Below are 22256 nucleotides of genomic sequence, written 5' to 3' on the forward strand. Positions count from 1 at the left end.
TCGCGACTGAAGTCGCTCCCGCAAAGAGCCTTCCGCGCGGTTAGGAGGCGGTGCCGCCCACGGTCATGGAGTCGATCTTGAGGGTCGGCTGACCCACGCCCACGGGCACGCTCTGCCCATCCTTGCCACACACGCCCACACCCTCATCCAGCGCCAGATCGTTGCCGATCATCGAGACGCGATGGAGCACTTCCGGCCCGGAACCAATCAAGGTCGCGCCCTTCACCGGACGGGTGATCTTGCCGTCCTCGATCAGGTACGCCTCGGACGCGGAGAAAGTGAACTTGCCGTTGGTGATGTCGACCTGGCCGCCGCCGAAGTTCGGCGCGTACAGGCCCTTCTTCACCGAGCGGATGATCTCCTGCGGATCGTGCGAGCCTGCCAGCATGTAGGTGTTGGTCATGCGCGGCATCGGCAATGTGGTGAACGATTCGCGGCGACCGTTGCCGGTGGGCGCCATGCCCATCAGGCGAGCGTTGAGCTTGTCCTGCATGTAACCCTTGAGGATGCCGTCCTCGATCAGGGTGGTGCACTCGGTCGGGGTGCCTTCGTCGTCGATGCTGAGCGAGCCGCGGCGACCGGCCAGGGTGCCGTCGTCGACGATGGTGACGCCTTTCGCCGCCACGCGCTGGCCGATGCGGCCGGAGAACGCGGAGCTACCCTTGCGGTTGAAGTCGCCTTCGAGGCCATGGCCGATCGCCTCGTGCAGCAGCACGCCGGGCCAACCGGGTCCGAGTACCACGGTCATCTGGCCGGCGGGGGCGTCGACCGAATCCAGGTTCACCAGCGCCTGGCGCACGGCTTCATCGGCAAACGCCAGCGCGCGGCCGTTCTCGATCAGCTCGCGGTAGCCGTAACGGCCACCGCCGCCGGAGTAGCCCTGCTCGCGGCGACCGTTGGCCTCGGCGATCACCTGGATGTTGAGGCGCACCAGCGGGCGCACGTCCGCGGCCAGGGTGCCGTCGGAGGCGGCGATGAGAATGGTGTCGATGGTGGCGGCCATGCTGACGATGACCTGCTTGACGCGCGGATCGCGCGAGCGCGCGTACGCATCGACCTCGCGCAGCAGCGCGATCTTGTCGGGGTTGGGCAGGCTTTCAACCGGATCGATCGCCGGATACAGCTGGCGCGCGCCGTTCAAGGCCAGCGGCTTGCCGGCACCGTTGCCGTCGTGTGCGATCGCGCGCGCAGCTTTCGATGCTTCCAGCAACTGCGGCAGCACGATCTCGTCGGAATAGGCAAAACCGGTTTTCTCACCCGACATCGCACGCACGCCCACGCCCTGCTCGATCGAGTGGCTGCCATCCTTGACGATGCCCTCTTCCAGCGTCCATGACTCGCTGCGCGAATGCTGGAAATACAGGTCGGCGGCGTCGATCGAGGGGCCCATCAGTTGGGTGAACACGCGGTCGAGGTCGCCGGTGGCGATGCCGCCGGGGGACAACAACTTGCTTTCGGCGAGGGCGATCAATGAATCCATGGGTATCAGCTTGTCTGCGGTCGATCCGGAACTATCCCACATGGGGCTGGCGCCAGCGGCTTTAAAGCCTTTGCGCCGGTCCGCTACCATGCCCGAAGCGCCAGCCGGCGTCCGACGTGAAGGATCACCCGTGAACGAACATTCGAAACGCGAAGCTGCCCGCGAAGTCATCGATCGAGCCGTGCAACCGGTACAGGAAACCCGCGAGCTGCTGCATCGCGACGGCGAGTTGAAGCCGGGGCTGGGCAAGATCAGCGGCGTGATCGCGCTGTCGCTGGGCTTCCTGTGCCTGCTGGCGGTGCTGGCGTTCCACTTTCCGCAGTACCTGACCACGCCGGACCTGCGCCACAAATATTCGGTGGACGTGCTGCGCCAGGTGCTGCTGGCGGGCCTGCTGGTGGCTGGCGGCATGTCGCTGGGCAACGTCATTCTCAACCGCCAGCGCAACCTCAACATCGCGGCTTTCGTGCTTGTGATCGCCGCGGTGGCACTGGGCGGTTCGCGCGTGCCGGTGGGCGAGTTCCCCGACCACACGCCCTACATCGGGCTGGACTGGTTCATCCTGGACCTGCTCGGCTCGACGCTGATCTTCGTGGTGATCGAGAAGCTGTTTCCGCTGTACAAGGGCCAGGCGATTTTTCGCAAGGAATGGCAGACCGACCTGAAGCATTTCGCGGTGAACCATTTCATCGTGGGGCTGGCGCTGCTGACGGTGAACTTCCTGCTGCACCACCTGTTCGGCTGGCTCGTCAGCAGCGATTTTCAGCAGTCCGTGCAGCACATTCCGTTCGTCCCACAGCTGCTGCTGTGCGTGCTGGTGGCCGACCTGGCGCAATACTGGACGCACCGCGCGTACCACGAGGTGCCTTTCCTGTGGCGCTTCCACGCCGTGCACCACAGCGTGAAGACGATGGATTGGCTGGCCGGTTCGCGCCAACACATGCTCGAGCTGATCTTCACCCGCGTGTGCGTGCTGGCGCCGCTGTACATCCTCGGCTTTTCCGAGGAGGCGATGAACGGCTACATCCTGATCGTGGGTTTCCAGGCGGTGTTCAATCACGCGAACGTGCACCTGCCGTGGGGGCCGCTGAAGTACCTGATCGTGACGCCGGATTTCCATCACTGGCATCACGCCTCCGACGACGAGGCGATCGACCGCAATTACGCTGCGCACTACGCGTTTCTCGACTATGTATTCGGCACTGCGGTGAAGTCGAAGAACAAGTTCCCGGAGCACTACGGCGTGGTGGGCGACTACATGCCCGACGGCTTCGTGAAGCAGCAGCTGTTTCCTTTCCGCGGCAACAAGGCCGCGGATGAAACGTCGCCGTGACCGGCTTACGGCGGGGTCGAGCTGGCTGCCGCCGGTAACGACACGCTGCTGGCCGACGGCGCAGGCGTCCGGGGGACGGCCGCAGGTAGCGCGATGCTGGCAGGGATGGCAGGTGTGCCCTGGGATGCCGCTGCGCTGCCGTGTTTTTCCACCAGGGTCATCACCGGTTTATCCCAGCTGCCGGTGATGCGGTAGCGCGCGCTGGCCGCCTTGTTCAAGCCCTTGCCCAACAATCCCTGCACCGCGAAACCCGCGGCCGCACCGATCGGCCCGCCGACCACGGCGCCGACCAGCGGCAAGCTGTTGCCGACGTGTGGAACCACCACCATCTGCTGGTCGTAGTCGCGGGCGCGCAGGCCGGTACGGCCGGACACGCTGATGTTTGCCGCCGGGCCGGCGATCAACAGTTTGTCGGTGGTGGCATTGCCATCGGCCAGATGGAAGTCGCCGCTGATCGAATCGAATGCCAGGCCCTTGCCGAACACATCGCCGAAATCCAGGGTAAGGCGGCGCGGCAGTTCGGCCAGCGAAACCAGACCAAGCAACCGCCCCACGCCGGGCGACGCAGCCTCGGGAATGCGGCCATCGTTGACCTGGATGCTGAGGATACCGTCCATCGTGGCCAGCGACAGCGCGCTGGGGCCGCCCGGCCAGCTGGCGTCGAGCTGATCGCGCGTCTTGCCGCCGTTGACCAGTCCATCGAAGCCGAACGCGCCGAGCATCGCGCCGAGATCCTCGGCGGCGAAGCTGATCTTCATGTGCGTATGGCTGTTGCTGGCGTTGCCGTTCCAGTTGCCGCTGGCGTTGATCTGTACGCGGCTGGACAGCGCGCGCAACTGCTCGATATGCAGACCGTTCGCCGTGGGCCAGGTCTCCAGGCGGGCTTCACCGAGCTTGGCGTCACCCAGTCGCAAATCGCCCACCCACAGGTGGAATGGTGGCAGCGCGGCAGGATTGATGCCGGTGTTGGCGGGATCGGGAGCCGGTGTCGTGGCGCTGGGGGCGTTGCTGGCTGCCGTCGCATCGGTGGTACCGGCAGTGCTGCCCGCACCGGCCTGACTGGCGGATCGGGCAGTGGCATCCTTCGGCCAGTACAGTCGTTGCAACCGGGCGGTGACGCCGCGCTTGTCCAGCTCCTGGCTCGGCACGCTGAAGTTGCCGGCCATCGCGGTGCCATCCACGTCCACGCTCAACATGTCGGACTTCGGCGTTGCGCCAATCTTCAACGGTCCCATCGGACGGCCGAACCATTCGGCCCGGTCGGTGCTGACGTCAATGCTCTCCAGTCCCGGGCCGTCGCCGCCACTGCCGGCCACCACGCGCTGCACCCAACCGGTGACATCCAACCGATCGGCATGGCCGCGGATGCGCAGGTTGCGCGCAGGCAAGGCTTCGGGCATCTGGTTGCCAAAGGCCAGGGTGGCCGCCAGTGGCCGCTGCGGCCCATCGGAAAGACGCATATGTCCCTGCATCACGTCGCCCAGTGTCAGGCGCAGATCGCTGCCGCCGATCGGCAGGCTCATGCTCAGGTGCAACGGCAGGCTGGAGGCGTCCGGCTTGTGCAACGGTGCCGGCAGATCCAGCGCGATACCGCTCAGCGGCGAGTCGACGCTCAGCGTTTGCGCGAGCGCGTCACTGCCGGGTACATGGGCAATCGTGAAGCCGATGTCGAAGTGGCTGCGGCCGGCGGCCAGCGGGCCGAGCCACTTCAGGGACGGATAATCCTGCACCAGTTCGGCCATGCTGTAACTGCCCTGCAACTGCGCCGACAGTACAGTCGCCGGGTCCTTGTTGGCCGCAGCGATCGCCAATTGCAATTTGGATGGCTGGCCACGGAAACCTGCATCCAACGCGTCGGCCTGCAGGCCGTGCGCATCGAATTGCAGCGGACCGTTGAGCTTGTCCAGCTGGAGGTTCCAGTCCGGCGCGCTGAGGTCGGCGTCCTTCAGTTGCGCGGTGCCATTCAACTGCGCGCTTTCGGCGTTCTTCAACGGCAGCGCCAGATGGAACTGGAACGTGCCGCTGCCACCCAGATTCAGTTTAGCCAGCGTGTCGGCCTGGTGACTGGCGATCGGACTCTTGCGCGCAAACTCCATCAGGCTGGCGCCGCTGCCATTGCCCTGCACGTTGAGGTCGAGCAGGCCACTGCCGAAATCCGGAATCAGCGCAACGGCCGAATCAACTTTCACGCCGAGCGACTGACCGGCGCTGGCTTCGACCAGCATGCCGTTGTTGACGAAGCTGGCCACCGCATCGATGCCCTCGCCATGCGGCCAGTCCTTGCCGTAATCGAGGGTAAGGCCGCTGATCACCGCGCGCGCCTCGAAACGGCCTTCGTTGTGACGGAACGGCCAGTCGCGGAGATCGCCCCGCACCAGCACCTGTGCCTGATCGAGCTGACCGGCCACCAGGCCGCGGTCCAGCCAGGCGATGGTGCCGGGCGACATCGAACCGAGTGGCCAGAACAGCTTGGCCGCGGTGACGTCGGCGTGATCCAGGGCGGCATACACATCCATGAATGGCGGGCCACCCTGGCTCGGCAGGATCACCTCGCCGCGAACGTCACCCGCATAGCCGGTGCCGGCGAAATCCAGTGTGTCCACGCCGATATGCCAGTCGCCGTCCTCCGGCCAGAAAGCCAGTGTGCCGGCCAGTTTCGACAGCACGAACGGTTGCCGGAACTGATGCGGAAACTGCAAGGTGGTCGCCTGCGCCGGCAGCTCCAGCGACAACGCCTCGGCATCGCCGCGCAGCTCGCCGTGCAGGCCGGTCACACCCGGCAGTTTACCGACCGGATCGATGCCCAGATCGCTGAACGCCACATCGACCGCCTGCAGGCCTTCACCACGACTCCAGTGCAGTGCCAGCCGGGTCAGGTCGCCACGTGGATGTCCACTGCCCAGCCACTGCGCCAGCGCCGGTGAAAGGTCCGGCTTGAGCGCCAGCCACGGCAACAATGGCGCCAGTTGCAGTTCGCGCGCGGCAACGCCCGCCCGGGTTTGCGGACTGCCAGGCTGATGCAGGCTGAGCGCCAGCGCGCTGCCATCGTCGCCGGCCCAGCGTACGTCGTATCCGTCGGCCATCTGCCGCACCCCGACCAAACCGTGCAGTGCCGCCACGCTGGCAGTGCTCCCGCCTGGGGCGCTCACGGCCAGGGTATCGAGGTCGAAACGGATCAGGCTGTGCGTCAACCGGCCCTTGCGCCAGTCGAGCCACGCACTCAATCGACCGTTTCCGTGATCGACCGTATAGCCGCCCATGTCGATGCCTTCCAGCAGCGGCCTGAGTTCGGCATCGTCGACACCGACCCACACCTGGCCGGCCCGACCATCGTCGCGAAAGCGGCCGGCCGTGCGCACCGCGGCCGTCACGCCGACGCGCCGCAGGATGCCGCCGAAGCGAATCTGCCGACCCTGATGACTCAAGCGCAACTGCTGCGAGAGCAGCGTGTAGCGCCGGTCGAGCGTGGTGTCGGCAACCACCACGCGCAGATCCTCCAGCCACAGATCAAGCGACAGTCGGCCCAGTGACAACGGTTGCCGTTTGTTGCCGCCGGCAACGCCGATGCCGTTGACATGCCAGCCGCCAGCGTCGTGCAAAAGATCCAGTTGCAGACCACGCACGTGCAGGTTGAGCAGATGCCGCGAGGGCAGCAGCCAGCCACCGAAATCGAGTTTCAGTTCGGATTCGGGAAGCTGCAGCGGCGCACCGGTTTCACCCGTGGCCGCCCCGATCGTCACCCCGTGCATCACGAACAGCGGCCCCGATCCAGTCCAGCGGCCTTCCATGGAGGTAAAGCTGACCGGCCGTTGCAGCCGCTGGCTGAGCTGTGCCGCCACCCACGTCGGGTGCCGCGCCAGCAGCGGCAGCAGCAACTGGGCCAACGCAGCCAGCACGGCACACAGGATCAGTGCGGTCCCGGTAGTCCAGCCCAACGTCCGGGCACAACGATGCAGCCGTCGCTGCCACAACGCGTTCACGCGCGGCAACCCGCACCGGATTTACAGCAAAACGACATCAAACTGTTCCTGCGAATAATGCTCTTCCGCCTGGAAGCGTATGCTTTTAGAGATGAACTCTTCCAATTCGGCAACCGCACTGGACTCTTCTTCCAGGATGCGGTTGACCACGCCGGGGTTCGCCATCACCAGCAATTTCTCGGCGTTGAACTGACGTACCGCACGGGTAATTTCGCGGAATATTTCGTAGGTCACCGTCTCGGCGGTTTTCAGCACGCCGCGACCGTTGCAGGTCGGACAGGGCTCGCATAGCTGCCGCGCGAGGCTTTCGGTGGTGCGCTTGCGCGTCATCTCCACCAGGCCCAGCGCCGACATCGGATACACCGTGGTCTTGGCGTGATCGCGCGCCAGCCCCTTGTTGAGCATGCGCAGCACCTGGCGCTTGTGCTCCTCATCGTTCATGTCGATGAAGTCGATGATGATGATGCCGCCGAGGTTGCGCAGGCGCAGCTGGCGCGCCGCCGCCTGCGCCGCCTCCAGGTTGGTGCGGTAGACGGTTTCCTCCAGATTGCGCGAGCCGAGATAGGCACCGGTGTTGACGTCGATCGTGGTCATCGCCTCGGTCTGGTCGACGATCAGGTAGCCGCCGGATTTCAGCGGCACCTCCTTTCTCAGCGCGCGCTGCATTTCGTCTTCGACGCCGTACAGGTCGAAGATCGGCCGCTCGCCGTCGTAGTGCTCGATGCGGTCGTCCAGGCTCGGCATGAATTTGTGCACGAACTTGACCACCTTCTCGTAAGTGGCCAATGAATCCACCCGCACTTTCTCGATGTCCTCGTTGAGCATGTCGCGCAGGCTGCGCAGCGGCAGCGACAATTCCTCGTAGACGCGCTCGCCGACCTTGGCCTTGGCCATGTTTTCCTGCACCACGCGCCACACCTTGGTGAGATAGGCCACGTCGAACGCCAGCGATTCGGCGCTCTGCCCTTCGGCATTGGTGCGCACGATATAGCCCAGCGGGTTATCGCCGATCAGCGGGGTCAGCACATCTTTCAGGCGCTGGCGCTCGGCCTCGTCCTCGATGCGGGCGGAAATGCCCAGCGTGCGCGCGTACGGCAGCAGCACCAGGTAACGCGAGGGAATCGACAGGTGCGCGGACAGCCGCGCGCCCTTGGTGCTGATCGGGTCCTTCATCACCTGCACCACGATCTCCTGGCCCTCGTGCACCAGTTCGCTGATCGATGGCACGTGGCCGTTGCCGTTGCCGTTCGACTCCACGCCATCGGTGGCCGACGACGGCAGGCGCACGATATCCGAGGCGTGCAGGAACGCCGCGCGCTCCAGCCCGATCTCCACGAACACCGCCTGCATGCCAGGCATCACCCGTTGCACGCGGCCCTTGTAGACGTTGCCGACATAGCCCCGCCGGGAGGCGCGCTCGACATGGACCTCCTGCAACATGCCGTTCTCGACCACACCGACCCTCGTCTCGCGGGGGGTCACGTTGATCAGGATTTCTTCACTCACCGCATACTCCCCAAATTGACCATCTTTATAGCGGCTGCAGGCGCAACCTGTCGATGTGGTAATTCGGGAAATCCGCCTTCCTTTCCTGAATCACGACCGGCATCAACATGCCTGCCCGGCACGCCCGCGGTATCGTTGCCGGCGAACGAAGGAGAAAGCGCCGACATGACGACTGACATTCTGCTGGCCTGGAGCGGCGGCAAGGACTGCCTGATGGCGTTGCAGCGCCTGTTGGCCGACCCGCAGTGGCGGGTCGTCGGCCTGCTCACCACGATCAACCGCAATTACCGGCGCGTGGCCATGCACGGCGTGCAGCACGAGGTGCTGCTGGCACAGACCGCCGCACTCGGACTGCCACTGGTCGAGGTGATGCTGGACTGGCCCGGCAGCAACGATGCCTACGAGGAAGCCCACGCGCAAGCGCTGGTCGAGGCGCGAATGCGCTGGCCGGGCATCCGCCACTGCGCGTTCGGCGACCTGTTCCTGGAGGACGTGCGCGACTACCGTGTGCGCCAGCTCGGCCGGGAAAACTGGCGCGCGGTGTTTCCGCTGTGGGGCGAGGACACCGCCGCGCTGTCGCGCCGCTTTGTCGGCGAGGGCCATCGCGCGGTGCTGTGCTGCGTGGATACCCAGCAGCTCGACGCCGACTTCTGCGGCCGCGACTACGATGCCGCCCTGCTCGACGGACTGCCGGCCGGCGTCGACCCCTGTGGCGAACGCGGCGAATTCCACACGCTGAGTTACGCCGGCCCGCTGTTTCGCCAGCCACTGGCCTTGCGCCGTGGCGAATCGGTGCTGCGCGACGGACGCTTCCAGTTCACCGATTTCCTGCTTGACGGGAATCGACCCCGCCATGTCGCCGTCGACTGACCCCCACATCCTGCCCGACCTGTTGCGACCCGGGCTGACGCTGGTTTTCTGCGGCACCGCCGCCGGCAAGCGATCGGCTGCGGAAGGCGCGTACTACGCCCACCCCGGCAATCTTTTCTGGCGCGCGCTGTTCGAGGCCGGCCTGACTCCGCACCGGCTGGCACCCGCGGAGTTTCCCCAACTGCCCGGCTACGGCATCGGCCTCACCGACCTCGCCAAGCGTCACAGCGGCAATGACAGCGAACTGCCGCGCGATGCCTTCGACGCGAACGAACTGATCGCCAAGATCGAGCGGCACGCACCACGCCTGCTCGCCTTCACCAGCAAGAACGCGGCGCGCGGCGCGCTCGGCCACGCGGTGGATTACGGGCTGCAGGACGAGACCATCGGCAGCACGCAGTTGTTCGTGCTGCCGTCGCCATCCGGACAGGCCCGCGGACACTGGAACCTGGCGCATTGGCTGGCGTTGGGCGAGCTGTATCGCACCATCAACACCAACGCGTAGAAGCCCGCTGGCGGGCGATGCTTTTTTGGAGGTCGAGCAAAAGCATCGCCCGCCAGCGGGCTCCTACGCATCCTGATTACGGCTCAGTCGATCGGTGTTTGCCGGTACGTGCTGACATCCTCGGGACGCACCGCCGAGGCCTGGTTGGTCCAGCCTCGCCGGATATAACTGACCACCGCCGACACGTCGCGATCGTTCAACTGCTGGGCATAGGGCGGCATCGAATACGGCCGCGGATTGGCCTTCGTGGCCGGCGCAAAACCTCCCAGCAGAACCATGCGGATGGCGTTGATGCCGCTCGGCTCGGTCACTGATGAGTTGCCATCCAGCGGTGGATAGACACCGGGCACACCGCTGCCATCCTTGCGATGACATTCGGCGCAGTGCTGGGCATAGACCTTCTCACCCTGCTCCACCATCGTCCCGGCATTGAACGGTGATGGCTCGGCTGGTGTCGGCGGCCGCGGCGGCAGCGAGTGCAGGTAACCGGCGATCGCGTGCAGGTCCTCGTCGGTCATGTGCTGGGTGCTGCCCGCCACTACGGCCGCCATCGGACCGAACGCTGCGCCCTTGGCGGACTGACCGGTCTTCAGCAGATCGACGATGTCCTGTTCGCTCCAGCCCTGCAGGCCACCGTTCTGGCGGGTACTCAGGTCGGGCGCATACCAGTTCTGCACGGGAATCTGACCACCGGCCAGGTGCGCGTCCTGCGCCGTGCCACCGAGCGAATCGCGTGCGCCGTGGCATTCGTTGCAATGGCCGAGTCCCTGCACCAGATAGGCGCCGCGATTCCACTGCGGCGACTGCGCCGGATCCGGCTGGAACACACCTTCCCTGAAATACAATGCGCGCCATGCCGCCAAGCTCTTGCGCACGCTGTACGGAAACGACAACGTCGATGCAGCAGGCGCTTGATGTACCGGTGGCAGCGATTGCAGGTAAGCGAAGATCGCCAGTGCGTCGTCGTGGTGCACCTTGGTGTAGGAGGTGTACGAGAACGCCGGATACAGCAACTCGCCATGACGACCCTTGCCGGCATGCAGCGCCTGCCAGAAATCCTCGAAGCTCCATTCACCCAGGCCCGTTTCGCGATCGGGGGTGATATTGGGCACGGGGATATTGCCGAATGGCGTGGCCAGTGAGCGGCCACCCGCATAGGCGGCGCCACCCTGCGCGGTATGGCAGCCGGCACAATCGCCGGCCGTGGTCAGGTATTCACCGCGGGTGATCAGGGCCGGATCGCGCAAGGTCGCCGCAGTGACCTTGCTTGCGCCCGTTGATGTCGGGCGATGACTACCACCGAACAGCACCCACCCCAATACCAGCAGAACCAGCAGCAAGATCAGCAGCCACATCCAGCGCAGCCATGTCATGGCGTGTCTCCCGTCGTGCCCAGTACGCCGCAGGACAGCGGCGGTGTCACGGTGCCGGCTGCCTGCGCGTGCACATCGGCCGGCGGCTGGCGACTGGCCAGCGCCGCGGCTACCGCGGTGATGTCCGACTCGGCCAGCCGGTTCGCCACCGTGGCCATGCAATCGGGCGCCACCGTGGCGCGGGTATGCGTGCGCCACGAGCCGAGCTGCGCACTGATGTAGTCGTAAGGCAGGCCGACCAGTCCGGGCATGGACGGCTCCACGCCGGTCAGCTGACTGCCGTGGCAACTCGTGCAAGCGGGGATCTTGCGGGCCGGATCACCCTTGCCGATGAGCTGTTCGCCACGCTGCAATGTCGCGGCGGAAACCGGCGGCAGTGGCGAGCGGCTATAAGGCACCTGCTGCGCGCTGAAGTATTCGGCGATCTCGCGCATGTACGCGGGGCTCAGTTGGCGCACGGTGTATTCCATCGGTGCGTACTTGCGCAGGCCATTCTGGAAATCCTGAATCTGGCGCGCCAGGTAGGCGGCAGGCTTGCCGGCCAGGCGCGGAAAGTAACCGCTGCCGGGCGTGCCTTCGCCGTGCACACCATGACAGGCGATGCAGGACGCGACGCGTTGCTGCAAGGTGTCGGGAATCGGCCGCGCGTCGGCGGTATCGGCGGCATGACCGGGACTGCCGAAAAGCAAGCCGACCACAAGGGCCGCGGCACCGAACGGCTTGGCGGGACGCAGGCTGGCGTTCGTGTTCATCGTTAAATTGTACGCTCGCGGCAGCAGCGCTCGCTGCGATCCGGAGCTAAGCTGGGGCATTCGCGACAACATGCCGCATTCGCCGCAACCGGGGATCACCGTGAGCCGTCCAGCCTTCTGTCTCGCCGCACTCGTCGGCAGTTTGCTTGCCGCGCAAGCCATCGCCACCGATGCCTCGCCAGCGGCCGCCAACTACATGTCGATCGTCCAACTTCAGCAGCGCATGGATGCCGGTACGCTCGACAGCCGCCAGTTGACCCGGCAGCTCCTCGATCGCATCCGGCAGGTCGACCAGTCCGGCCCGACCCTGCGCGCGGTGATCGAGACGGATCCCGATGCACTGACGCGCGCTGGCGCGCTCGACCACGCGCGCAGTGGCGAGAAGCAGCGCGGGCCGCTGTATGGCATCCCGGTAATGCTCAAGGACAACATCGACACCGGCGACCGCATGCTCACCACGGCCGGCTCGCTGGCCTTGGCCGATGCACCCGCGCCGCGCGACGCCGGATTGGTCGAGCGGCTGCGCAAGGGCGGCGCGCTGATCCTCGGCAAGACCAATCTCAGCGAATGGGCCAATTTCCGTTCGAACCACGCCAGCAGTGGCTGGAGTGCACGCGGCGGACAAACCCGCAATCCCTACGTGCTCGACCGCAATCCCTGCGGCTCCAGTGCCGGCTCCGCCGCCGCGGTGGCAGCCGGGCTGACTACGGTGGCGATCGGCAGCGAGACGGACGGTTCGATCATTTGCCCCGCCGCGATGAACGGCATCGTCGGCATCAAACCTACCCTTGGCCTGGTCAGCCGCAGCGGCATCGTGCCGATCAGCCACAGCCAGGACACCGCCGGCCCGATGGCACGCGACGTGGCCGACGCCGCCGCCTTGCTCACGGTGATCGCCGGCAGCGACCCGCGCGACCCGGCCACGGCCGAAGCGGACAAACATGCCACCGACTATCGACGCTTCCTCGATCCGAATGGAATGAAGGGCAAACGCATCGGCGTGGTGCGTCAGCTCGCCGGCGCCGAGCCGAATGCCGATCGGGTACTCGAACAGGCGATCGCGCTGATGAAGGCGCAGGGTGCCATCATCGTCGACCCGGTCACCGTGCCGCACCTGGCCGACCTCGGTGAATCGGAAATCACCGTGCTGCAGTACGACTTCAAGCACGACATCAACGCCTACCTGGCTGGTCGTCGCGGGCTCAAGGTGAAAACACTCGCCGACCTGATCGCCTTCAACCGCGCACACGCCGATACCGAGATGCCGTGGTTTGGCCAGGAGCTGTTCGAGCAGGCCGAAAAGAAAGGGCCACTCAGCGACAAGGTGTATGTGGATGCATTGACCAAGGCGAAGCGCCTGTCGGGACCGGAAGGCATCGATGCCGCATTGAAGGCGCAACACCTGGATGCGCTGCTGGCACCGTCGTGGGGGCCGGCTTTCATGACCGATCCGATACTCGGTGACCACGTCGTCAGCGGCGATCCCACCATTGGCGGCGTCTCGCAGCCTGCGGCAGTTTCCGGCTACCCATCGATTACCGTGCCAGCCGGTTTCACGCACGGGCTGCCGGTGGGGATCGTGCTGTTCGGCGCAAAGTGGAGCGAGCCGACGCTGATCTCGATCGCCTACGGCTTCGAGCAACACGCCGGTGCGTGGCAACCGCCGCATTTCCTCGACACGGTTGGCGGCAAACCCGTGGGTGACCGGTAGGGCGATCGCGGCGCGGTGCTAGTGCAGATAGACCGTCGGCCCCAGCACCGCCGCGAATGCCAGCGTCACCAGCACGCCGGCGAAGACGATGACGTGGTGTCGGCCGATCACGAAATCCCGGGGCGGCTCGGCGCAGGGTTTGGAGTACGCCACGTTGAACAATCCCGCGGTGCCGCCGAACGATGAAGCAACCGCGGACATCAGAGTGATCGCCATGCCGAGCGGGTTGAACAAGCTCACCAGCACGGCAGACGCGCCACCGATCAGATAAATCGTCATGGCGATGCGATGTGTGCGACGGGCAATTTCGCCGCCGCCGAGCATCACCGCCATCATCCGGATCGCACGCTTGGTGACGCTGATATAGACGACCAGACCGACGGCGAACATCAATACACGCCAAAACCAGGGCCATGGCAGCGGGCCGATGCCACCGCCACATCCGGACCCCAGTCGCCGAGATTGGAAACACCGGAGAACATCCAGTAGCCGGCCGCGACCATGCCCTTCACCGTGAACACGATCCACAGCACAAGACGTGGCAGCGGTCGCTGTACGCGGCGCCAGCCGACCAGGGCCAGCACAGCCAGCACCACGTCCATACAGGTGCCAGCCATCGCCACGACGCGCCTGGCCCATAGGCCGGTATCGGGACATTCAACGTAATAAGCGCCGAGCTCGCTGGGCAGATGGCCCGTGGCGACGCAGGTGAGTGCGTGCCCCGCCAGCTCGTGCGCCATGGTCAGCAGCGGCAACAGCAACAGCACCAGGCCCGCCAGCGTCCATGAATCGACGCGCGGCGTCATGGCAGTGGTTCCGGTCATCGCTCAGCGCCCTGCTGTTTGTCGGAAGGCATCACCTTCGCGCATCCGGCGGGCGCATTTCAGTGCGGGTTGCCAGTTCCAAGCCATGACACCTGTCACCCTCAGCGGCCGGACTGACCTGCTGACTTGCGCACGATCAACATCGCCAGTTCAAGCGATTGCTCGTAGTTCAGGCGCGGGTCGACCATCGACTTGTAGGCACGATCGAGATCGCTTTCGGAGAGATCGCGCGCGCCACCCATGCACTCGGTAACGTCTTCCCCCGTCAGTTCCAGATGTACGCCGCCGAGCCGGGTGCCCGTTGCGGTGTGGATGTCGAACGCCTGGTCGAGCTCCCCGCGGATGTTGTCGAAGCGGCGGGTCTTGTAACCGTTCGAGGTGCTCTCGGTATTGCCGTGCATCGGATCGGCCACCCACAGCACGCGATGGCCTTCGCGTTTCACCGCCTCGAGCAAAGGCGGCAAGGCGTCGGCAATCCTGGCGTTGCCCATGCGGTGGATGAGGGTCAGCCGGCCGGGTTCGTCGTCCGGGTTCAACGCGGCGATCAGTGGCAACAGCTGGGCCGGGGTCACGGTTGGGCCGACTTTCACCGCCACCGGATTGCGGATGCCGCGGAAATACTCCACGTGCGCGCCGTCCAGCGCAGCCGTGCGCATGCCGATCCACGGAAAATGGGTGGACAGGTTGAAGAAACCGGGGTGACGCGGCACTTGCCGGGTCAGCGCCTGTTCGTAGTGCAGCAGCAGAGCCTCGTGCGAGGTGAAGAAATCCACCTTGGAAAACCCTGCGATCGGTCCGGCCAGCGTTTCCATGAAGCGCAGCGAATCACCGATGCCCGCGACCATCTGCCGGTATTCGGCGGCCAGCGGCGAATGCTCGACCCAGGCCAGATCCCAATACTCCGGATGATGCAGGTCGGCAAAGCCGCCGTCGATCAGCGCGCGAACGAAGTTCATGGTCAACGCGGAATGCGCGTGTGCCTGGATCATCCGCTGCGGATCCGCCCGCCGCGCGGCTGCGGTGAACTCCGGACCGTTGATCAGGTCGCCGCGAAAACTCGGCAAGGTCACACCATCGCGTGTTTCGCTGTCGGTCGAACGCGGCTTGGCGTACTGCCCGGCGAAACGGCCCACCCGCAACACTGGCTTCTTCAGACCGTGCACCAGCACCAGGCTCATCTGCAGCAATACCTTGAGCCGGTTCGAGATCACCGGACTGGTGCAGTCGGCGAAAGTCTCTGCGCAATCACCGCCCTGCAGCAGGAAACGATGGCCATCCTGCGCGTCGGCCAGCGACTGCTTCAGCGCCAACACTTCCCACGACGTCACCAGGGGCGGCAGCTGGGCCAGGTGCGCCCCCGCGATGGCCAGTTCGGCCGCGTCATCGTAATGCGGTTGCTGCAGCGCCACGCGCTGCTGCCAGGAGTCGGGAGTCCACTGGCCAGATGCGGAAACGCCGGTGGCAATGGTGGCATTCATGCCGACCGAACCCGGCGACGCGAAGCGACAATCGCCAACACAGCCAGCACGAAGAACCACAGCAAAGTCCATGCAGGCATCGGCAATCCGAGAATGGGTTCCACTTTGGCGCACTCACCGGAACCGGTAAACACCAACTGCAGCACGCGGGCAAACGGAAATGCGCTGAACATGTAATCGAGCGGCGGACCGCAGGAAGGAATCTGATCGGCTGGCAGCGACTGGATCCACAGGTGCCGGCCGGCCACGGCAATCCCGAACAGCGCCCCCAGCAATGCACCGCCGGCATAAATCCAGCGCGCACCACCACGCGGCGCATGCAACGCCCCCAGCAGGAAAAATACGGCCATCACGAGAAACCCGATTCGCTGAAAGATGCACAGCGGACAAGGAATCAGGTGCCAGTACTTTTCGGAGAACAGCGCGAAGCCGAGCAGGCCCACGCAGATCAGGAAGCCGATGATGAAACTGACACGATACGACCAGCGAAATGGGTTCATGGCGAATTGCTGCGTTGCGGGACCAACGACATTACCCGTTCGTCGGGGCGCTGTCAGCAGGCGCGCCAGATTCAACGGAGATATCCGCGATTCCCATGACCGCCAACGCAAAAACCCGGCAGGTTGCCCGGCCGGGTTCGTGTGCATGGACGTCTGGACGCCCTGCTTCGATCAATGCAACCGATCGATTTTATTCGGCGTCGACCGCCTCGACCTGCGGACGCCCCACCAGCTCGACATACGCCATCGGCGCATTGTCGCCGGGACGAAAGCCGCACTTGAGGATGCGCAGGTAGCCGCCGGGACGCTCCTTGTAGCGTGGGCCCAGCTCGACGAACAGCTTGCCGACCGCTTCCTTGTCGCGCAGGCGCGAGAAGGCGAGGCGGCGATTGGCCACACCGTCGGCCTTGGCCAGCGTGATCAGCGGCTCGGCGACGCGGCGCAGTTCCTTCGCCTTCGGCAGGGTGGTACGGATCAGTTCGTGCTTGATCAGCGACGAGGCCATGTTCTTGAACATGGCTTCACGATGCGAACTGGTGCGATTGAGTTTGCGTCCGGATTTTTGATGGCGCATGACTTGATTCTCTGTCTGTTGTTATGAAAAGCCGGCGCGTATGTCCGGATTCCCGCGGTTACCCGCTATGAGGAGCCTTTTTGGACCGGGCTCTTGTTCGAAAGTACGGCCGTCGTGGACGGCCGTCTTTGGCAGCTGGCGGAGCCGAAACGAACCGTACTCGCCAAACCGAATGACACAGCGATCAAAGGGGACCGCAAAAAACAACGCGACCAAGCCGGCCGCTGGTGGCGCCTGGCGAGAGAGCCGAAACTCGACCTCGCCAGTACACCGGTCTTGCTTGCGATCACGAATGATCGCGAACCATCAACCCAGCTGCATGCCGTGCGAAAGACCCGGCGGCGGCCAGTTCTCAAGCTTCATGCCGAGCGCGAGACCGCGACCGCCAAGGACATCCTTGATCTCGGTCAGCGACTTCTTGCCCAGGTTCGGCGTCTTCAACAGCTCGACTTCGGTCTTCTGCACCAGGTCGCCGATGTAATAGATGCTCTCGGCCTTCAGGCAGTTCGCCGAACGCACGGTGAGCTCCAGATCGTCGATCGGACGCAGCAGCAGCGGATCGAAACCGCTCTTCTCCGCCTTGTCGGTAGCACTCTCGCGACGCGAGAAGTCACCGAACACGGACAGCTGGTCATTGATGATCTCGGCGGCCTTGCGGACCGCGTCTTCAGCACCAATGGTGCCGTTGGTTTCGATATCCAGCACCAGCTTGTCGAGGTTGGTGCGCTGCTCGACACGGGCGGCGTCCACTTCGTAAGCCACGCGCAACACCGGCGCGAACGACGCATCCAGCTGCAGGCGACCGATCGGACGTGCCTCGTCATCCGGATGCTGGCGTGTGCTGGCCGGCTGGTAGCCGACGCCGCGACGCACCTTCAAACGCATGTTGAGCGCGATATCCTTGGTCAGGTGGCAGATCACATGCTCGGGGTTGATGATTTCCACCGAGTGGTCGACGACGATGTCGCCGGCCGTGACCACGCCCTTGCCCTTCTTGGACAGGGTCAGGGTGACTTCATCACCCGTATGCTGACGAATCGCCACGTCCTTGAGGTTCAGCAGGACTTCGATGACGTCCTCCTGCAGGCCTTCCAGCGTGGTGTACTCGTGCAACACGCCATCGATTTCCACCTCGACGATGGCACTGCCAGGGATCGAGGAGAGCAGCACGCGACGCAGCGCGTTGCCCAGGGTGTGGCCGAAGCCACGCTCGAGCGGCTCGACCACCACTTTGGCGCGGTTGGCTCCGAGCTGTTCGACGCTGAGGCCCCGAGGCCGCAGCACACTAGTTGACGAAACTGCCATGCAGAGCTCCGGTAATTACTTCGAGTAAAGCTCGATGATCAATGCTTCATTGATGTCGGACGGCAGATCACCGCGATCCGGCACCGACTTGAACGTACCTTCGAATTTCTTGGCGTCGACTTCGACCCAGATCGGACGCAGGTCCATGGTGTCGAACACAGTCGCCGCTTCCTGCACACGCAGCTGGGTGCGGGCCTTTTCGGTCAGCGCGATCGCATCGCCCGGACGCACCTGGTAGGAAGGAATGTTCACCTTCTTGCCATTCACCAGGATCGCCTTGTGGGCAACCAGCTGACGGGCCTGGGCGCGGGTCACCGCGAAGCCCATGCGATAGACGACGTTGTCCAGACGGCTCTCGAGCAGGCGCAACAGGTTTTCACCGGTGTTGCCCTTGAGGGTGGTCGCCTTGGTGTAGTAGTTGCTGAACTGGCGCTCGAGCACACCGTAGATGCGCTTGACCTTCTGCTTCTCACGCAACTGCACGGCGTAGTCGGACATGCGCATGCGCTTGTTCGCGCCATGCTGGCCGGGCTTGTTTTCCAGCTTGCACTTGGAATCCAGCGCACGCGCCGGGCTCTTCAGGCTGAGATCTGCACCCTCACGACGGGCGAGTTTGCAGGTAGCTCCACGATAACGGGCCATGGGTATGCTCCTTAGACTCGACGCTTCTTGGGGGGACGGCAGCCGTTATGCGGAATCGGCGTGACATCGATGATGTTGAGCACCTTGTAGCCCAACGCGTTCAGCGAACGCACCGCCGACTCACGGCCCGGGCCTGGGCCCTTGATCCGCACTTCGACAGTCTTTACACCGTAGTCGCCAGCCGCGCGGCCAGCCTTCTCGGCGGCCACCTGGGCAGCGAACGGGGTCGACTTGCGCGAGCCACGAAAACCGGCGCCGCCGGCAGTAGCCCACGACAAGGCATTACCCTGACGATCGGTGATGGTGACGATGGTGTTGTTGAAGGAGGCCTGCACGTGAGCCACGGCATCCGTGACAACGCGCTTGATCTTCTTCTTGGTTTTAACCGGCTTAGCCATATTCGGAATCCGTTACTTCTTGATCGCGCGACGGGGACCCTTGCGGGTACGTGCGTTGGTACGCGTGCGCTGGCCGCGCACCGGCAGGCCACGGCGATGGCGCAGGCCGCGATAGCAACCCAGATCCATCAAACGCTTGATGGCCATACCTACTTCACGGCGCAGGTCGCCTTCGACAATGTACTTGCCGATTTCGTGGCGGATCTTCTCCACCTCGCCTTCACTGAGGGACTTGATCTGGGTGGTGGGAACCACGCCAGCATCCGCGCAGACTTTCCTGGCCCGGCTGCGGCCGATACCAAAAATGCTCTGCAGACCAACCCAGACATGCTTCTGGACCGGCAAATTGACACCCGCGATGCGCGCCATGATGTACTTCTCCGATGCGTTTCGTGCGCGGTAAACGCGCAATTTTAACCTGAATTACCCGAACTGGAAAGCCCTGCGACACCGTGGTGTCGCCACTCCCCGACTTGTAGCCAACCCTCCGCAGCTTCAGCTGCGGCGGAGATTGGCCTTCTTGAGCAGACTTTCGTACTGGTGACTGACCAGATGCGCCTGCACCTGAGCCGTGAAATCCATCACCACCACCACCACGATCAGCAGCGACGTGCCGCCGAAATAAAACGGTACATGCCAGGCCTGCTGCATGAACGATGGCACCAGACACACCAGCACCAGATACAACGCACCGACACCGGTCAGACGAGTCATCACCGCATCAATGTAATTGGCCGTGGCCTTGCCGGGGCGAATGCCCGGAATCAGCGCACCGGACCGCTTGAGGTTGTCGGCGGTCTCGTCCGCGTTGAACACGATCGCCGTATAAAAGAACGCAAAACCGATCACCAACACCGAAAACACGATCTCGTAAAGCGGATTGCCGGGACTCAGCGACTGCGTCAGGTCCTGCAGCCAGCGCGACTGCTGACCCGTGCTGAACCAGCTGATCGCCGTCGCCGGGAACATCAACAGACTCGATGCGAAGATCGGCGGAATCACACCCGCCATGTTGATCTTCAGCGGCAGGTTCGAGCTCTGGTTCATGTAGGCTTTCTGCCCACCCGACCGCCTTGCGTAGTTCACCGTGATGCGCCGCTGGGCGCGCTCCATGAAAACTACGAACGCCGTCACCAACAGCGACAATCCGAACACCATCAGCAATCTGATCAACGTCAGCTCGCCATTGCTCGCCATGCCCAGCGTGTGAACCACCGCGCCCGGCAGGCCAGCGACGATGCCGGCAAAAATCAGCAGCGAAATACCGTTGCCGATACCACGCTCGGTCATCTGCTCGCCCAGCCACATCAGGAACATCGTGCCAGCGGTAAGCCCGACCACGGATGACATGATGAAACCGAAGCCTGGCGTGTAAACCACCGGCGCGCCACCCGCCGCCACCTGGTTCTGCAAGGCCACCGCGATACCGAATGACTGGAACGCGGCCAGTGCCACCGTGGCATAGCGCGTATACATCGTCATCTTGCGCTTGCCGGCCTCGCCTTCCTTGCGCAAACCCTGCAGGCTTGGTATCACCGAGCCCATCATCTGGAACACGATCGACGCCGAGATGTACGGAATCACGCCGAGCGCGAATACCGAGAACCGGGCCAGCGCACCACCCGAGAACATGTTGAACATGTCCATCAGGCCGTTGCCGTTGACCAGGTTGGTCATCGCTTCCGGATTCACGCCAGGAACCGGAATGAACGAACCCAGCCGGAACACCACCAGCGCACCGATCACGAAGAAGATGCGCTGACGAAGCTCCGTCAGCTTGCCGAGCTTGCCGAGTGCATTGCCCTTGGCTGCTGCCACCTGATTACTCCACGCTGCCGCCGGCAGCCTCGATGGCTGCCTTGGCGCCGGCGGTAGCCAGCAAACCGGACAACTTCACCGCGCGACCGATTTCACCCTTGAGAACAACCTTGACCCGCTTCGCGCGGCTGTTGATCAGGCCAGCCTGATGCAGCGCAACGACGTCGATCACGTCACCCTTGAGGTTGGCCAGCTGATACAGGAACACTTCCTGGCTCTCGACCTTTTTCTTCGAGCGGAAACCGACCTTCGGCAACCGGCGCTGCAGCGGCATCTGGCCGCCCTCGAAACCGTACTTGTGCGTACCACCGGCGCGAGCGTGCTGACCCTTGTGTCCGCGACCGGCGGTCTTGCCCATACCCGAACCGATACCGCGACCGACGCGCAGACGCGTCTTGTGCGAGCCATCGTTCGGCTTAAGTGTATTCAGACGCATGATGCTTACTCCTCGACCCGGACCAGGTAATAGACCGTGTTGATCAGGCCACGCACCTGCGGGCTGTCCTTCAGTTCACGGACGTCGTTGATCTTGCCCAGACCCAGCGCCTTGACGCTGAGGCGGTGACGCGCCTGCACGCCACGCAGGCCCTTGACCAGGCGCACGCGCACGGTCTTGTCGGCGGTTGCTTGAGACTTAGCCATTGCCGAGCACCTCTTCCAGAGACTTGCCACGCTTGGCGGCGATCTTCTTGGGCGAGGCCACTGCCTGCAGACCCTTGATGGTGGCGCGCACCAGGTTGATCGGATTGCGCGAACCGACCGCCTTGGCCAGCACGTTCTTCACGCCAACCACTTCCAGCACGGCACGCATGGCGCCGCCAGCGATCACGCCGGTACCTTCGGAAGCGGGCTGCATGTAGACGCGGGCCGCGCCATGGTTGGCCTTGATGGCGTACCACAGGGTGCCGTTGTTCAGCTCGATGCTGACCATCTGGCGACGGGCACGCTCCATGGCCTTGGAGATGGCAATCGGCACTTCACGCGCCTTGCCATAGCCGAAGCCGACCTTGCCCTCGCCGTCACCGACCACGGTCAGTGCGGTGAAGCTCATCTGGCGGCCGCCCTTGACGGTCTTGGCCACACGGTTGACGGCAATCAACTTTTCCAGCAGGCCGTCGGAATTTTCGCGATCGGTAGAAGACATGTTCTTTTCCATGTGCCCGGCGAACCGGGACTTTGCTTGCGGCTGAGCCGCTTGGAGTTGTAG

Annotated in this window: 22 protein-coding genes; 4 read left to right on the plus strand and 18 right to left on the minus strand. The window is 64.2% G+C overall.

What is annotated here, in order from left to right; all coding sequences use genetic code 11:
* Positions 1 to 40: 40 nt before the first annotated feature.
* A complete protein-coding gene (gene tldD / locus ACPPVV_RS14225; protein WP_426700541.1) occupies positions 41 to 1480 on the minus strand; it encodes a metalloprotease TldD in 1440 nt (479 codons plus the stop codon).
* A gap of 130 nt (positions 1481 to 1610) precedes the next feature.
* On the opposite strand from tldD, the gene ACPPVV_RS14230 reads away from it, so the two are divergent.
* The gene (locus ACPPVV_RS14230; protein ID WP_426700542.1) at positions 1611 to 2813 is read left to right on the plus strand and encodes a sterol desaturase family protein; all 1203 of its coding nucleotides are present in this window, start codon (positions 1611 to 1613) and stop codon (positions 2811 to 2813) included.
* Between the two features lie 5 nt (positions 2814 to 2818).
* Here the strand turns inward: ACPPVV_RS14230 and ACPPVV_RS14235 are convergent, their stop codons facing one another.
* Both ACPPVV_RS14235 and rng read right to left on the minus strand, forming a co-directional pair.
* The gene (locus tag ACPPVV_RS14235) at positions 2819 to 6793 is read right to left on the minus strand and encodes a YhdP family protein (RefSeq protein WP_426700543.1); all 3975 of its coding nucleotides are present in this window, start codon (positions 6791 to 6793) and stop codon (positions 2819 to 2821) included.
* 21 nt (positions 6794 to 6814) lie between these two features.
* Positions 6815 to 8299 (minus strand): ribonuclease G, encoded by a 1485-nt coding sequence (rng, locus tag ACPPVV_RS14240; protein ID WP_426700544.1) that lies wholly within the window; start codon positions 8297 to 8299, stop codon positions 6815 to 6817.
* 165 nt (positions 8300 to 8464) lie between these two features.
* Between rng and ACPPVV_RS14245 the strand changes: the two genes are divergently transcribed.
* A complete protein-coding gene (locus ACPPVV_RS14245) occupies positions 8465 to 9169 on the plus strand; it encodes an ATP-binding protein (RefSeq protein WP_426700545.1) in 705 nt (234 codons plus the stop codon).
* The gene (locus ACPPVV_RS14250; protein ID WP_426700546.1) at positions 9153 to 9674 is read left to right on the plus strand and encodes a mismatch-specific DNA-glycosylase; all 522 of its coding nucleotides are present in this window, start codon (positions 9153 to 9155) and stop codon (positions 9672 to 9674) included. The genes ACPPVV_RS14245 and ACPPVV_RS14250 overlap by 17 nt, the downstream gene beginning before the upstream one ends.
* Positions 9675 to 9757: 83 nt before the next feature.
* On the opposite strand, the gene ACPPVV_RS14255 is transcribed toward ACPPVV_RS14250, so the two are convergent.
* Both ACPPVV_RS14255 and ACPPVV_RS14260 read right to left on the minus strand, forming a co-directional pair.
* A complete protein-coding gene (locus ACPPVV_RS14255) occupies positions 9758 to 11047 on the minus strand; it encodes a c-type cytochrome (protein ID WP_426700547.1) in 1290 nt (429 codons plus the stop codon).
* Positions 11044 to 11799, minus strand: coding sequence for a c-type cytochrome (locus tag ACPPVV_RS14260; protein ID WP_426700548.1), 756 nt, complete (start codon positions 11797 to 11799; stop codon positions 11044 to 11046). The genes ACPPVV_RS14255 and ACPPVV_RS14260 overlap by 4 nt, the downstream gene beginning before the upstream one ends.
* 70 nt (positions 11800 to 11869) lie before the next feature.
* Between ACPPVV_RS14260 and ACPPVV_RS14265 the strand changes: the two genes are divergently transcribed.
* Positions 11870 to 13510, plus strand: a complete 1641-nt coding sequence (locus ACPPVV_RS14265) for an amidase (protein WP_426703245.1) — start codon at positions 11870 to 11872, stop codon at positions 13508 to 13510.
* An 18-nt stretch (positions 13511 to 13528) separates the two neighbouring features.
* On the opposite strand, the gene ACPPVV_RS14270 is transcribed toward ACPPVV_RS14265, so the two are convergent.
* The 13 genes from ACPPVV_RS14270 to rpsE all read right to left on the minus strand — a co-directional run bounded on the left by ACPPVV_RS14270 (position 13529) and on the right by rpsE (position 22193).
* Positions 13529 to 13900, minus strand: coding sequence for a hypothetical protein (locus tag ACPPVV_RS14270; protein ID WP_426700549.1), 372 nt, complete (start codon positions 13898 to 13900; stop codon positions 13529 to 13531).
* Positions 13900 to 14316, minus strand: coding sequence for a hypothetical protein (locus ACPPVV_RS14275; protein ID WP_426700550.1), 417 nt, complete (start codon positions 14314 to 14316; stop codon positions 13900 to 13902). Before ACPPVV_RS14275 ends, ACPPVV_RS14270 begins: the two co-directional genes overlap by 1 nt.
* Before the next feature lie 119 nt (positions 14317 to 14435).
* Entirely contained in the window at positions 14436 to 15812 is a 1377-nt protein-coding gene (locus ACPPVV_RS14280) for a class II 3-deoxy-7-phosphoheptulonate synthase (protein WP_426700551.1), read from the minus strand.
* Entirely contained in the window at positions 15809 to 16312 is a 504-nt protein-coding gene (locus tag ACPPVV_RS14285) for a disulfide bond formation protein B (protein ID WP_426700552.1), read from the minus strand. The genes ACPPVV_RS14280 and ACPPVV_RS14285 overlap by 4 nt, the downstream gene beginning before the upstream one ends.
* 190 nt (positions 16313 to 16502) lie before the next feature.
* Positions 16503 to 16886: a 50S ribosomal protein L17 gene (gene rplQ / locus ACPPVV_RS14290; RefSeq protein WP_056386810.1), complete on the minus strand. Its 384-nt coding sequence runs from the start codon at positions 16884 to 16886 to the stop codon at positions 16503 to 16505.
* Between the two features lie 306 nt (positions 16887 to 17192).
* Positions 17193 to 18191, minus strand: a complete 999-nt coding sequence (locus tag ACPPVV_RS14295; RefSeq protein WP_056714883.1) for a DNA-directed RNA polymerase subunit alpha — start codon at positions 18189 to 18191, stop codon at positions 17193 to 17195.
* Between the two features lie 15 nt (positions 18192 to 18206).
* Complete coding sequence (gene rpsD / locus ACPPVV_RS14300) at positions 18207 to 18833, minus strand: 30S ribosomal protein S4 (RefSeq protein ID WP_426700553.1); 627 nt, start codon at positions 18831 to 18833, stop codon at positions 18207 to 18209.
* 11 nt (positions 18834 to 18844) lie between these two features.
* Positions 18845 to 19231, minus strand: coding sequence for a 30S ribosomal protein S11 (gene rpsK / locus ACPPVV_RS14305; RefSeq protein ID WP_007513384.1), 387 nt, complete (start codon positions 19229 to 19231; stop codon positions 18845 to 18847).
* Between the two features lie 12 nt (positions 19232 to 19243).
* Positions 19244 to 19600 carry a 30S ribosomal protein S13 gene (gene rpsM / locus ACPPVV_RS14310; protein WP_426700554.1) on the minus strand — a complete coding sequence of 119 codons (357 nt, stop codon included), beginning with the start codon at positions 19598 to 19600 and terminating at the stop codon, positions 19244 to 19246.
* 126 nt (positions 19601 to 19726) lie between these two features.
* Positions 19727 to 21049: a preprotein translocase subunit SecY gene (gene secY, locus ACPPVV_RS14315; RefSeq protein WP_426700555.1), complete on the minus strand. Its 1323-nt coding sequence runs from the start codon at positions 21047 to 21049 to the stop codon at positions 19727 to 19729.
* Between the two features lie 4 nt (positions 21050 to 21053).
* The gene (rplO, locus tag ACPPVV_RS14320; RefSeq protein ID WP_426700556.1) at positions 21054 to 21485 is read right to left on the minus strand and encodes a 50S ribosomal protein L15; all 432 of its coding nucleotides are present in this window, start codon (positions 21483 to 21485) and stop codon (positions 21054 to 21056) included.
* Positions 21486 to 21490: 5 nt separating this feature from the next.
* Complete coding sequence (gene rpmD / locus ACPPVV_RS14325; protein ID WP_113723935.1) at positions 21491 to 21691, minus strand: 50S ribosomal protein L30; 201 nt, start codon at positions 21689 to 21691, stop codon at positions 21491 to 21493.
* Positions 21684 to 22193, minus strand: coding sequence for a 30S ribosomal protein S5 (gene rpsE, locus ACPPVV_RS14330; RefSeq protein ID WP_426700557.1), 510 nt, complete (start codon positions 22191 to 22193; stop codon positions 21684 to 21686). The genes rpmD and rpsE overlap by 8 nt, the downstream gene beginning before the upstream one ends.
* Positions 22194 to 22256 lie beyond the last annotated feature (63 nt).

The sequence above is a fragment of the Rhodanobacter sp. Col0626 genome, assembly GCF_049994385.1.
Taxonomy (GTDB): domain Bacteria; phylum Pseudomonadota; class Gammaproteobacteria; order Xanthomonadales; family Rhodanobacteraceae; genus Rhodanobacter.